The organism is Photobacterium pectinilyticum (genome assembly GCF_024357955.1).
GTDB classification, from domain to species: Bacteria; Pseudomonadota; Gammaproteobacteria; order Enterobacterales; family Vibrionaceae; genus Photobacterium; species Photobacterium pectinilyticum.
Window position 1 is genome coordinate 25,353 of the sequence record NZ_JANEYT010000046.1, and the last position, 12,340, is coordinate 37,692.

Here is a 12,340-nt window from a genome sequence, read left to right on the forward strand (position 1 = left end):
TCTTTGTTGTTTAGCGACAAGCCAATAAGCCAAGCCATAGTGGTAGGTATCTGTCTTAACGTTAGGTATGCCTTAACACTAACCCTTAAGACAACATCTCACCGATCCACTGATTGAAGACACACACCTTCCGAGCATGACGTTTATAGTTAGGCACAATAATGTAATAACCGTAGTGGCTTTCCATCGTTATGTTAAGCGGATTGAATAACTCTCGTTTAGCAATTAAACCCTCGACCATAAAATCAGGCAGTAACGCCAAACCCTGTTGACATTCCACCGCAGCGAGAGACATATAGAAGTGCTCGAACCCCACACCATAAAACGCCATAGGAAACTCAATATCGTGGTGGGTTTTAAATTGCTCCCACAACTGCGGCCGTGTCACTTGGGGGAGAAAAACATGTTTTGCCAAGTCATCGCTATGTCGAATCGGCGTTTTCCTAAGTAACTCAGCCGAGGCAACCAAGCGAAGGTTTTCCCGGCACAGCAACGTGGCATTTTCATAATATTTTGCCAGCGGTAAACACCGAATAACAATATCATTTTCATTGCTGATATCTTGCACTGGCCCATCGCCCGTTTTCAGCTGAACCTGAATATTGGGAAAGGCTTCAGCAAAACGGTTAATGAGCGGGATCAGCCAAAGGCTAGCAAAGGACGGGGTCACATTCACCGTCAGCACCTCGTCGACTTGATCGAGCTGACGCAAACTGGCCGTGGCATTTTGTAAGGCTTCTAGGGTTTCAGCAATTTGTGGCAAATACCGCAAGCCGACACTTGAGAGCCGAATTCCATTGAGGTGGCGTTCGAACAATGGCTGCCCTAGCTGCTGCTCCAGATGAGATATCTGCTTACTGACAGCCCCCTGGGTAACTGACAGCTCTTTGGCTGCTTTTGAAAAACTCAAATGATTAGCCACAGCGATGAACGTTCTGAGCGCCCTTATAGAAGGAAGCTCCTGCATATTTAGCACAACCCTATTCCTATTCCCTTAGCTCCAAGTATTAATCTATGTGTTATAGAAGCAATAGGCAATTGTTAGGTAGAGTGACAATTGCAGATGGACTCACGAAACGTTCGTTGGCCGATAGAGTTCCATTATCAGTTGAACAGATGCCCTTAATTTGGCATTAATCTCCTCTAATGAAAGTACTTCACTCTTAGGCTTAAGCACTGCACGGCCATCCGCCTTCCGTATCATGGCAAAGGGAGCTTCAATGCTGAAAAACGGCATACTATTATGTTTAGATACATGCCTGAACAACGCTTGATAACGGCAGATCCCATCACCAACAGCACAGAATTGGTAGCTATTGCCATCAAACACAAGATCCTTGATATGAATATGTTCAGCGACATCCAAACTTCGCACTGCACACTGGAACAAATCATTCTCTGGTCGGTGTGAAGCGAGGTTACCGGGATCAAAGTTGATCCCCAAAGCCTCTGAATTAAACTCATTAATTACCGGTTCAAAATCGCTCGAGTCATTGAGCATATATGGCTGCTGATCACCGACATTTTCAATCAAGATCTTTATCTCTAACGCCTCCGCGCGAGCAATGGCCCGACTTGCGGCTCGCTGAAACTGGCTTAAATTGCCATTTCGCGGTGCATATATAATTAATCGCTGACAATCGAGGATGCTAGCAAGGTTGATCCTCTTGAGTAGCCGCTCATCGCAATTATCCAGCGTCATATGACAGTGTGCCGCTAATGAGGTACAGCTCATATGCCGTCGGTTAAGTAAATCACGAATATGCCTGACATTAGACTCGCTAACACCCTCCTCATCCAAATCATATATAGCCCCTTGAATCAGGGCTAACTCAACATTGTAAACATCCAGCGAGCAAATTGAGTCAAGTGCAGATTCGATACTGTGCCCGGCATAAGCAACCGTACTGATAGAAAAGTTATTTTTCACAATATACCTCTACTCACAATAGGCTCTAGCGCCCTGCTTAGCCCAACATACCTTTTTCATGCCACGACCTCAGTACAAGCATACTTGGCCATAAATTTTAGGAGCAAAGACATGGAAATAGCGCCAGGATCAGGATGCCCAAGCGAACGCTCGCCTAGCGTTTTCGCTTTCCCCGTGGTAGCAATCATTTCTTTTGTTCTTTCGACACCCTGTTCAGCGGCTTCTGCCACTTCAGCAATCGCTTGTCTGAAGTCGACATCAGCAAGCTGATAGGCACGTCGCATGGCGGGCGCCAAAGCATCAATCATCGTTTTGGCCCCCTCACTTGCCCCACCTCGCTTATAGATCCCTTCAAGCCCTGCGTCTAGGAAGCGCGCAAATACAGATGACGTTAATTGCTTTTCGCCCGCGATAGCCTTCCCGCCAGCCCTGAACAAAGTACCAAATATCGCACCGGAGGCCCCCCCCATGGTTGACATCAGTTTTGTGCCGACTTTAGTCATGACATCACCCACATCACGCGCAGAGAAATCGTCACTCAGGTAAGAAGCAACCTGAGAAAAACCGCGTTCAATGCCTAAGCCATGATCACCATCACCGATAGCCTGGTCATACTTTGTCAGTGCAGGTTCATTTGCCACCATCCCCTTGGCAACCAATTGCATCATCTCAATCGTTTCACGTGTATTCATCATTATTTCCTCAGGGCAAAAGAATGGCACGAAGCGTCATACAGGCACTTAAGTTGTTCGTCTAATTTAAAAAGGGAGATGGAATACCCTGACATCTCAAGCGATGTACAATAATTGCCAACCAAGCAATCGTATACAGCAATCCCATTATCGTTCAAATAGTTGTTAACAGCCCGATTCGCAATCAGAAGTTCCATCTGGGTAGATGCGCCGAGGTTATTCACCAATACACATACTTCATCGCCAGCGTGCAAATCCAGATCTTTGTGTAATTTATCCATCAATGTCGAGACGGTTTCATCAGCAGTACCTAACTTAGATTTGCCAACACCGGGCTCACCATGCAACCCCATTCCGATTTCAATTTCATCATCGGCAATCTCGAAGTTGAAAGTATCATTTCTCGGAATAGCGCAAGGACCAAGAGCAACACCAACTGAAGCCGTGTGTTTCAAGGCTTTTTCTGTTGCGGCAACAACATCATCAAATTCATGGTACATATCTGCGGCTGCACCTGCCGCCTTCAGAACATATAACGCTCCAGCAATGCCCCGCCGCTCAACACTGTTCGATTTAGGCGCTGAAATTACGTCATCATTAATACGAACCGTATGAGACTTGATATCGTCGTCTTCCAGCAGCTCCGCTGCGATATCAAAATTCATATTGTCACCAGCATAATTTCCGTAGACAAAAATCACACCTTTGTTCGGATTCAATGCCGAGCAGGTTTCAATAATGACATCCGGAGACGGGGCGGCAAACACATCCCCAATAGCCACGGCATCAGCCAATCCGGCCCCCACATAACCACCGTACATAGGCTCGTGACCAGCACCGCCACCTGTCACAATAGCCACCTTGTCCGAACAAAAATCTTTGCGAAAGGCCGCAGTATACGAACCAACCGGCTCCAAATGATCGACGGCTGCCATAAAACCCTCAAACTGCTCTCGGGCTACGGCATCAGGGTTATTTAATAACTTCTTGGGCTTTCTCATGTTGCCTCCTATCCGAGCTGAATGGCATCTTCCAATTCCATGATACGTTGGACTTTAGGTAGTGATGACTCATCAATTTGATCAGCATCCAACCAGCTTTTCAGCACCGTTTTAGCTAACTCCGGTCCAATCACTCGTGATCCCATTGTTATAATTTGAGCACCATTGCTCTTTCTTGCCCTAACGGCAGAAAAAACGTCATGACAAAGAGCAGCACGAATACCTGGTACTTTATTGGCCATAATAGAAACACCTATACCGGTGCCACACACAATAAGCCCTCGTTCATGTTTATTACTAGCGACAGCACGTGCAACCCTCTCAGCAACATCCGCATATAAATTAGAACTATGTTTAGGGGCTTCACTATAATCTGTATATTCATAACCGAGTGAAACAAGGTAATCCTTTAGTATATTTTTAAATTCTACCGCTGCGTCATCGCAGCCTATTGCAATGTTCATAACAAGCTCCACATCAGGTAAACAAACAACATTTGATTTATATTTACGCTAAGGCATAAACAAATAATAATCTAATTAATCCATCGCTCTATTTGACATATATCACGAAATATCCACATCACCATGAAAATTAAAAAGTAAGAATCTAATAAAAAACCAAAAAAATTAAACATTTAAATAAAAACTAGAAGCAATATTTATTTATTATTTATTGGTGTTTTTAATTAAAACAGTAACGTACTTTTTTTGTACGTTACTGTTTATTATAAAAACGTGTTGTTGCGTGATTGAGTTCAAATTTTAATCAGTTCAACTCACCTATACTGCCCTCAACATAAAAAATTAATTAAGAAATTTTTTAGCGTATGAGTCATAAGAACATGCTTATAATGGAGCTAAACAAGGACGCATACGGAAAAGGTCAAAGGACGATGAAGTTATCCGAGCAAGCATACCAAAAGCTTAAGACTATGATTCTTAACAATGAATTTAGAATCAGCCAACAACTTCTCGTTGAAGATGCTGTTGAAATATGTGGTTTCAGCCGAACGCCGGTTCGTGAAGCCCTGCTGAGGCTGCAAGCTGATGGGTTGATAAAACTGCACCCAAGACACGGATTACGCATCTGTGCATTGTCCAAGAAAGACTTACAAGAGTTGTATGAACTCATTGCTCATCTGGAAGTAACAGCGATTGAGTTATGTATTCAACACCAGCTTAGTGACGCGCAAATTAACACGTTAAGAGAGTACACAAAGCTTATGAATGTGGCTCTAGAAAAAGATGACATCTTTTTATGGGCCGATTATGACCGGCAGTTCCATGAAGAAATATTTGAATACACTGGAAATTCAAGGCTAATAGAAACAGCCAAAAAATACAACGAACAGAATAAAAGATGTAAAGATATAGTGATTAAACTTCGTCCTTTACCTTGGGATTCAATTGCTGAGCATAATAAGTTGGTTGATGCGATTGAAAAAGGTGATGCTCTCGGCGCTAGAAAAATGCACTTAGAACACTGGCGAGAAGTATCAAAACAGTTTATTGGTTTTTTAGATAATTATCACTTCCTAGATAGCTAACGTTAAATAGCTAGATTTAAGAAAACTTCATCACTTATTTAATTAAGGAGGGCACTGCTATGCCTAAAAAAAGTGTGGCAGAGCTTTATGAACTTACCCGAAATATTCGTCTTGATATTTTGGATATGGTTTATAAGGCCCAGTCAGGTCATATTGGCGGTTCCTTTTCAGCTGCTGAAATAGTAACAACGCTGTATTTTTCAGAGATGGAAAATCTAGACCCCAATGACCCGCACAAAGAAAACCGGACGCGTTATCGTTGCTGAGGGCCATCAACAGCGCAATGGCATGGCATATGAGATTGCAACACGAATGGCTAAAGCAGGCATCAGCGCAAGGTTTGATCATATTGGTCTAAATGACACGTTTGCAGAGTCTGGCGCCTACCCGATGTTACTTGATAAGTACGGCCTATCCGCCAAACACATTATCGACGCAGCAAGCGCGATGCTTGTTAAGTCAGCGAGCCAGAAATTCACCAATCAACCTGCACATCAACAAGCACAGGGAGTTACCAATGTTTAAGCATGCAGTAATCACCCCATTCTTGGGGCAAACCAAGGATCGTTTTTCAGAATACAACGAACCCAAAACACTGGAACAAAAATTCCAGACCCTACGCATGATCGAAGGAATGACAGGTGCTGAGCTTGTCTACCCTTACGAAGTGAATTTCGACAACCTCAGTGAAGTCAAGTTACTGCTGGCTAAATATGACATCAAGGTTGCCTGCATTAATGTCAACGTCAAAGTTGAACCTGAATTTAAATCAGGCGGGCTAACCTCGCCAGACAAAGCCGTACGAGAAAGAGCGGTAAGCTTTATCAAAGAAGCAAAAGATTTTGCACAAGCCGTTGGTGCAGACAAGGTTCAATGCTGCCCGCTAAGTGATGGTTATGAATTCTCATTTCAGGCCGATTACACAGAAACCTGGCAACGCCTGTGCGAAACCTTCGCAGCGGCAGGTGAATATAAACCGGAGATACCGCTGTTTATTGAATTCAAGCCAAATGAAGTGCGAGGTCGTTGTTACCTAGATAATGCAGCGAAAACCATTTGCCTGATTAAAGATATTGGCAACCCGAATATCGGCGTCACTCTGGACTACGGCCATTCTTTATATGGTGACAACAATCCAGCGGAAGAGTTAGCACTACTGAACGCCCTGGATGTGAAGTACTACATCCATATTAACGATAACGATGGTAAGTGGGACTGGGATTACTTCTGTGGAAGTCGCAGCCTGATGCAATATATCGAATTTATCTATTATCTAAAAAAATTCAATTATCAGGGATGGCTGACCTCAGATACCTCCCCTACCCGCTGGGACATCGTCAAGATGTTTGAAGCTAACGTCAATATGACCAATCGAATTTCTGCCCGCATAGACGAAATCGGTATGTCCAATTTCGAAGAAAGTCTCCACAAAAAGGAATACATGGATATCTGGGCAGACCTGCAAAGTTACTTTATGAAGTTTTAGTGACTTCCTCTACAAATCGTTCAATAACAAATTGTTAAGTTAACCGCATACCCTACAAACATATAATAAAAGGTACACAACATGAAAAGAATAACCTTACTTGCCGGAGCGGCACTGGCTGCTGCCTTGTTATCTAACGTCGCTGTCGCGTCGGAACGCTACCCCAGCCGTAACATCACCGATGTGGTGACTTGGTCTGCAGGTGGCGGCACAGACGTCATCAACCGCGTGACAACGGCATCCATGGCAAAATATCTAGGTACCAATATTAACGTCATTAATAAACCTGGGGGTGTCTCTGGCTCTGTCGGGCTATTGGAAGGTTACGGGGCCAAAGCCGATGGCTATACCTTTGTCGGCCTTTCTGAGTCCAATGTCGCCGCTGCCGTTATGGGTGGCTGGGATAACCGCATGGATGTTTTCGATTACTTTATTGTTGCTAGTTCACCTGACGTTATTTCCGTGTCCCGAAAGTCTCAGTTCAATACCATCGAAGAATTGGTTGAGTATGCCAAGAAAAACCCGAACAAACTGAGAGTCGGTGCAGGGTCTGCCGGTTCACTGCACCACATTAACTACCTTGCTTTTGCGAAAGGTATTGATGCTGAAATGAACTTTATTCCCTACCCGGGCTCATCAAATAGTCAAAATGCGACACTGAGTGGTGAAGTTGATGTGGTTATCACTTCGGTTGCCGAACAAAATCAGTTAATCCAATCTGGTGATTTTAAAGCGCTTGCCACTTTAACTGAAGAACCATTTACAGTAGGCGATATTACTATTCCTTCTGGCTTGGAAACCTATCCAGCATTGACTCAACACTTGCCAATCTCGCAAGCGATCGGCTTCGCCATGAAAAAAGAAACCCCGAAAGAAATTAAGATGAAGGTTGCCAAAGCCTTCGCCTCAGCGATGCAAAGTGATGAAATCAAAAACTACGCCAATGAAAACCATTACCAGATCCTAGGTGAATTTGGTAAGACAGCAAACGCGCGTATGGCTCGACTGGAATCACTTTTTAGCTGGACACTGTGGGAGCTAGAGGCAGCCAAAGTAAACCCTGAATCACTGGGTATTCCTCGCCCTGAGTAACACACCTGAGCTTGAAACCGGAGCCCAATGGTCAATCCAGCCAGGGCTCCCTTCACGCTTAACTATCCCATTTAACTTCTCTTATTGGGGGTCATCATGACTAGCGCAACCATGCACTCAAAAGACGAAAAAGTAGATGAAGACAAATTAGCAGCTCAAACGTTGGAACAGGAAAAAATGCATGGATGGGACTTTGCGTTCTCCCTTATTGTTATGCTGTTTTCACTTGGTGTCATAGCGACCTCATTGACCATGCCTTTTTCCGGTACCGTTGGTGGTGTTACTACCGAATGGTATGAATCACCGGGCCTTCTGCCGCTGTTTATCGGTTGCTCGCTGTTTGCTGCAGGCTTGTCTGTGTTTATGCAGAGTAAAAATGAACGGGGCCGGGAACGGTTTGTTCAATATTTCAAAGAGATCAATCCAACGGGGTTCCTCGTATCGGCAGGGGGGATCCTTAGCTATATCTATGTGCTGATCACTTGGTATGACTTTTTTCTCGCTTCAGCAGTATTTCTTCTCCTTTATATCGGTATTTATTACCTGGATCAGCCTGCGATTTCGAAAAAAATACTCAAGATTTACTACAGTGTTGTCACTGTCTCTATTGTCATTTTTATGACTGGCCTCGATAAAGCCGTGAACAGTGCATATCCATTTACCACAGATCTACTGTTAGTGGTTACAGCAATTGCCCTGATTGTTGCTATGTATAATGGCGCAAAAAAAACAAACCCAGAGCTAATACAAAAAGTACGCAGGATGACACTGATTGCCATTATTTTTCCAGCAATATTGTGTCCAATTTTTCGTTATTTCTTGTTGGTGCCCCTACCGAAAGAAGGTCTAGTTGTTGAACAATTATTCAACCATACCTACTACACCTATATTTCCACCGGGAAGACAAAAGTAGAAATGGATCTCTCTGATGAGCAGTTGTCTTTACTCGAAGATGCATTTTAATAGGGACTAATATATGGACATTTTATCTGTATTCGGAAGTATGTTTTGGCATATTTTCACCTCTCCGTTGCTGATACTGATCCTTGTGGGTAGTACCTTCTTGGGAATTATCTTTGGTGCAATGCCTGGCTTGACGGCCACTCTCGGTGTCGCACTGCTAACAACCTTAACCTATGGGCTGGATAATCAAACAGCTCTGCTGGCATTGCTTTCTATTTATGTTGGTGGTGTCTATGGGGGAATGTACACCTCAATCCTACTGAATATTCCAGGGACGGCGGCCTCAGCGGCAACGGCTATGGACGGCTACCCAATGGCACAAAAGGGCCAAACTGGGCGGGCATTCGGTCTTGCAACGACATCGTCTTTGATCGGCTCAGCTATAGGCATGGTGTTTGTCGCACTGCTTTCACCGATGATTGCCAAAGCTGCACTGCAATTTACCTCCTATGAATACTTCCTGCTTGCCCTATTTGGCATCCTGATCAGTGGTAGCCTTACATCACCTGAATTGGCGGTAAAAGGTTGGATCGCGGGATTATTTGGTATCTGGTTGTCAACCATTGGGCAAGACCATATGCAAATGTACCCTCGATTTACGATGGGTATGCATGAATTGGACAACGGTATCGATGTCGTGCCAGTTCTGATTGGGGCGTTTGGCATTCCGCAGATCATGTCTGTACTGGAATCCAAATTGAAAATGAAGTCGATGAACGCTAAATCGATTGGCAAACTGATACCGGATATGAAAACCATGTTTAAGAACTCCCGTTTGATCGGCAGTTCGGCGCTCACGGGGGTTGGTATCGGTGCCGTTCCAGGTATCGGTGAAGATATTGCATCATGGGTCGCTTACGGTATCGCCAGAAAAACCAGCAAAAAACCAGAAACCTTTGGCAAAGGCGCACCTGAAGGTGTGATCTCGACATCGGTTGCGAACCAAGCGTGTGTTGGGGGGGCAATGATCCCACTTCTTAGCCTAGGTATCCCAGGTTCACCACCTGCGGTTATGCTGCTTGGTGCCCTCATGCTGCACAATGTCGCTCCGGGGCCGATGCTGTTAAAAACTAACCCCGACTTTATTCCTCAAGTCACGGCGATTTTATTTGCAGCTGCGCTTGCAATGTGGGTTTGCGGCATGATCCTATCTAAGCAAGTAGTGCACATTTTACGTATCCCTCAAACACTCTTCATGCCTTTGATTGCGGTGTTATGTGTGATCGGTTCGTTCGCTTTAGGCATGCGAGTATTTAACCTTTATCTAATGGGGGGGATCGGCATCATCTCCTACTTCTTTATGAAATTGCATGTCCCCATAGCGCCATTAGTCATCGGGGTGATATTAGGGCCGATGGCTGATACGTCACTACGCACAGGGCTTAAAACAACAGGCGGCAGCTTAATGCCAATGATTGAGCGACCAATCTCGTTCATCCTAGTATGTCTTATTACTATGATTATCTGCAGCCAGATCCCAGCGGTGAATAAAGCAATGCGTAGCCTTTTCTCCAATGTCAAAAACAAGCTAGCAACTTCGTCATCTTAAAAAGGAATTGTGATGAAAACAATTGTATGCCTTGATGGATATACCCTTAACCCAGGGGATAACCCCTGGGATCCTATTGCCAATCAGGGCAACTTCACTTGCTACGACCGCTCGACTGACGGACCAGAGCAAATCATTGAGCGAGCAAAAACTGCCCACATTCTGATCACGAACAAAACACCGATCACTCAGGAGATAATTGACTGCTGCCCGAGTCTTGAATGTATCGCAGTGCTGGCAACGGGTTACAATGTGGTGGATGTCGATTACGCGAAAGCAAAACAGATCCCAGTGATGAATGTGCCCGTCTATGGCACTGATACCGTTGCTGAAATGGTATTCGCCCATATCACGCACCTTGCCCGTAATGTGGCAACAAACAGCGATAATGTACGAGATGAGCTCGGCTGGACAAATAATGTCGATTGGACCTATTGGCTAAACCCTCAGATTGAACTGGCAGGGAAAACCATTGGGATTATTGGTTTTGGCAACATCGGCCAGCGAGTCGGTGAGATAGCTACAGCATTTAAAATGAAGGTGCTGGCACACGATGAGTACGCGCAATCATTGCCAAACTATCAGCACACCATGCTGGATCTTGACTCAGTACTGGCTCAAGCGGATTTTGTTTCATTACATTGTCCTGCCCTACCCGCAACGATGAATTTGATGAATGCACAAAAATTCGAGCTGATGAAACCGACAGCCTTCCTTATCAATACTTCCCGTGGGCAACTTGTGGTTGAAGAGGAACTGGCAGATGCACTCAACGTAGGCAGAATTGCTGGTGCAGCCCTCGACACTCTTTGGCAAGAGCCACCTAGGGCGGACAATCCGTTATTAACCGCTAAAAACTGCACTATTACCCCACATATTGCCTGGGCAACGCTTGACGCTCGCCAGCGCATAATGAATATGGTTGCGGACAATATCCGCTCCTTCCTTAATGGGACACCGCAAAATACCGTCTGATAAAACAGATTGAGGCCAAGCAATGCACATTGAACGTTTAGCTTTTGGCACTTTTTATAATCAGAGTGTCAATCAGATAACACTGTCTAATGATAATGGTATGTCGGTGTCTATTTTGGAACTTGGGGGGATCATTACCCAGCTCAATGTACCAAACGCCGATGGCGAAATAGCCGACGTGGTACTGGGGTTTGACAGCCTCCCTCCCTACATCAAATACTCTCACTACTTTGGAGCATTGATTGGCCGGGTTGCAAACCGTATTGAAGGTGCACAGTTTGAACTCCAAGGCGAAACCATCAAAGTAGATGGTAACGCCTACCAGGGTAAACATTGCGTTCATGGTGGTCGATTTGGCTACCATCGCCGTGTATGGAAGGAAACTGAGACCGAGCAGAAAAACAGTGAGACCTCTATCACCTTCAAACTACTTGATGCCGATGGTGAAGAAGGGTTTCAGCACAACATCGTCGTGCTAGCTACTTATACACTGTCCAACAGCAACACATTAGCGTTAAAGTTCAACGCTTATGCTGATGGGGTAACTCCCGTCAACATTACGGCCCATAGCTATTTCAACCTGTATGGACATCAGGCTGGTTCAATTAAAAATCATAAGCTTACGATCTTTGCGAATAAACTATTGGAGCAGAAAGAAGACCGGATACCAAATGGTAATATTATCGCACTAGATCGGTCCGATTTCTGTTTCCAAAAGCCGAAGCGCCTTAATGGTGACGTGGAAAGAGGATTAGAAATCAACCACTCTTATGTATTCAACCATTCAGAACATGAAACAGGGCAGCTCAAAAAAATGGCCCGCTTAGAAGGTGATGGGCGAGTATTAACTATCTTCTCGAATGAAAAAACTCTGCATTTCTACAATGGCCACAACTTGGACGGTGTTGATGGCAAGGAAGATGTTCATTATCCAAGGTATGCCGGCCTTTGTCTCGAACCGAAAGGTTTCGTGAATGGTATCAATGAGGCTAACTTTCCTTGCACCGTCATCGACCCGTCAAAGAACTACCTGATTACCACCGAGCCTCAGCTAATTTAAGTAAACGTTGAGGCATCGGTGCTGTTTGAATACCTGAATAAAT

14 protein-coding genes are annotated in these 12,340 nt (G+C 44.7%); 9 read left to right on the forward strand and 5 right to left on the reverse strand.

The features are described from left to right. Nucleotides 1–85: 85 nt before the first annotated feature. The 5 genes from NHN17_RS17350 to NHN17_RS17370 all read right to left on the reverse strand — a co-directional run bounded on the left by NHN17_RS17350 (nt 86) and on the right by NHN17_RS17370 (nt 4,087). Entirely contained in the window at nt 86–976 is an 891-nt protein-coding gene (locus NHN17_RS17350) for a LysR substrate-binding domain-containing protein (protein ID WP_255043917.1), read from the reverse strand. Nucleotides 977–1,069: 93 nt separating this feature from the next. Continuing rightward, entirely contained in the window at nt 1,070–1,930 is an 861-nt protein-coding gene (locus tag NHN17_RS17355) for a sugar phosphate isomerase/epimerase family protein (RefSeq protein ID WP_255043918.1), read from the reverse strand. Nucleotides 1,931–1,986: 56 nt separating this feature from the next. Further along, a complete protein-coding gene (dhaL, locus tag NHN17_RS17360; RefSeq protein ID WP_255043919.1) occupies nt 1,987–2,625 on the reverse strand; it encodes a dihydroxyacetone kinase subunit DhaL in 639 nt (212 codons plus the stop codon). After that, on the reverse strand, nt 2,625–3,623 hold the full coding sequence (locus tag NHN17_RS17365; RefSeq protein WP_255043920.1) for a dihydroxyacetone kinase subunit DhaK: 999 nt from the start codon (nt 3,621–3,623) through the stop codon (nt 2,625–2,627). Before NHN17_RS17365 ends, dhaL begins: the two co-directional genes overlap by 1 nt. Before the next feature lie 8 nt (nt 3,624–3,631). After that, the gene (locus tag NHN17_RS17370) at nt 3,632–4,087 is read right to left on the reverse strand and encodes an RpiB/LacA/LacB family sugar-phosphate isomerase (RefSeq protein WP_255043921.1); all 456 of its coding nucleotides are present in this window, start codon (nt 4,085–4,087) and stop codon (nt 3,632–3,634) included. A 431-nt stretch (nt 4,088–4,518) separates the two neighbouring features. On the opposite strand from NHN17_RS17370, the gene NHN17_RS17375 reads away from it, so the two are divergent. The 9 genes from NHN17_RS17375 to NHN17_RS17415 all read left to right on the forward strand — a co-directional run bounded on the left by NHN17_RS17375 (nt 4,519) and on the right by NHN17_RS17415 (nt 12,297). Further along, nucleotides 4,519–5,172, forward strand: coding sequence for a GntR family transcriptional regulator (locus tag NHN17_RS17375; RefSeq protein ID WP_255043922.1), 654 nt, complete (start codon nt 4,519–4,521; stop codon nt 5,170–5,172). Nucleotides 5,173–5,231: 59 nt separating this feature from the next. Next, a complete protein-coding gene (locus NHN17_RS17380) occupies nt 5,232–5,438 on the forward strand; it encodes a thiamine pyrophosphate-binding protein (protein ID WP_255043923.1) in 207 nt (68 codons plus the stop codon). Then, a complete protein-coding gene (locus tag NHN17_RS17385) occupies nt 5,398–5,697 on the forward strand; it encodes a transketolase C-terminal domain-containing protein (RefSeq protein ID WP_255043924.1) in 300 nt (99 codons plus the stop codon). Before NHN17_RS17380 ends, NHN17_RS17385 begins: the two co-directional genes overlap by 41 nt. Next, nucleotides 5,690–6,658 carry a sugar phosphate isomerase/epimerase family protein gene (locus NHN17_RS17390; RefSeq protein ID WP_255043925.1) on the forward strand — a complete coding sequence of 323 codons (969 nt, stop codon included), beginning with the start codon at nt 5,690–5,692 and terminating at the stop codon, nt 6,656–6,658. The genes NHN17_RS17385 and NHN17_RS17390 overlap by 8 nt, the downstream gene beginning before the upstream one ends. Nucleotides 6,659–6,739: 81 nt before the next feature. After that, nucleotides 6,740–7,750 (forward strand): tripartite tricarboxylate transporter substrate binding protein, encoded by a 1,011-nt coding sequence (locus NHN17_RS17395; protein WP_255043926.1) that lies wholly within the window; start codon nt 6,740–6,742, stop codon nt 7,748–7,750. Between the two features lie 96 nt (nt 7,751–7,846). Then, nucleotides 7,847–8,713 (forward strand): hypothetical protein, encoded by an 867-nt coding sequence (locus NHN17_RS17400; protein ID WP_255043927.1) that lies wholly within the window; start codon nt 7,847–7,849, stop codon nt 8,711–8,713. A gap of 13 nt (nt 8,714–8,726) precedes the next feature. Continuing rightward, on the forward strand, nt 8,727–10,262 hold the full coding sequence (locus NHN17_RS17405; RefSeq protein ID WP_255043928.1) for a tripartite tricarboxylate transporter permease: 1,536 nt from the start codon (nt 8,727–8,729) through the stop codon (nt 10,260–10,262). A gap of 12 nt (nt 10,263–10,274) precedes the next feature. Beyond that, nucleotides 10,275–11,237, forward strand: coding sequence for a D-2-hydroxyacid dehydrogenase (locus NHN17_RS17410; protein WP_255043929.1), 963 nt, complete (start codon nt 10,275–10,277; stop codon nt 11,235–11,237). A gap of 22 nt (nt 11,238–11,259) precedes the next feature. Further along, entirely contained in the window at nt 11,260–12,297 is a 1,038-nt protein-coding gene (locus NHN17_RS17415) for an aldose epimerase family protein (RefSeq protein WP_255043930.1), read from the forward strand. Nucleotides 12,298–12,340: the final 43 nt, after the last annotated feature.

Coding starts and splice junctions, on each gene's coding strand:
- dhaL (WP_255043919.1), bottom strand. CDS start 2,625: ATGATGAATACACGTGAAACGATTGAGATGATGCAATTGGTTGCCAAG.
- NHN17_RS17365 (WP_255043920.1), bottom strand. CDS start 3,623: ATGAGAAAGCCCAAGAAGTTATTAAATAACCCTGATGCCGTAGCCCGA.
- NHN17_RS17370 (WP_255043921.1), bottom strand. CDS start 4,087: ATGAACATTGCAATAGGCTGCGATGACGCAGCGGTAGAATTTAAAAAT.
- NHN17_RS17375 (WP_255043922.1), top strand. CDS start 4,519: ATGAAGTTATCCGAGCAAGCATACCAAAAGCTTAAGACTATGATTCTT.
- NHN17_RS17380 (WP_255043923.1), top strand. CDS start 5,232: ATGCCTAAAAAAAGTGTGGCAGAGCTTTATGAACTTACCCGAAATATT.
- NHN17_RS17385 (WP_255043924.1), top strand. CDS start 5,398: ATGACCCGCACAAAGAAAACCGGACGCGTTATCGTTGCTGAGGGCCAT.
- NHN17_RS17390 (WP_255043925.1), top strand. CDS start 5,690: ATGTTTAAGCATGCAGTAATCACCCCATTCTTGGGGCAAACCAAGGAT.
- NHN17_RS17395 (WP_255043926.1), top strand. CDS start 6,740: ATGAAAAGAATAACCTTACTTGCCGGAGCGGCACTGGCTGCTGCCTTG.
- NHN17_RS17400 (WP_255043927.1), top strand. CDS start 7,847: ATGACTAGCGCAACCATGCACTCAAAAGACGAAAAAGTAGATGAAGAC.
- NHN17_RS17405 (WP_255043928.1), top strand. CDS start 8,727: ATGGACATTTTATCTGTATTCGGAAGTATGTTTTGGCATATTTTCACC.
- NHN17_RS17410 (WP_255043929.1), top strand. CDS start 10,275: ATGAAAACAATTGTATGCCTTGATGGATATACCCTTAACCCAGGGGAT.
- NHN17_RS17415 (WP_255043930.1), top strand. CDS start 11,260: ATGCACATTGAACGTTTAGCTTTTGGCACTTTTTATAATCAGAGTGTC.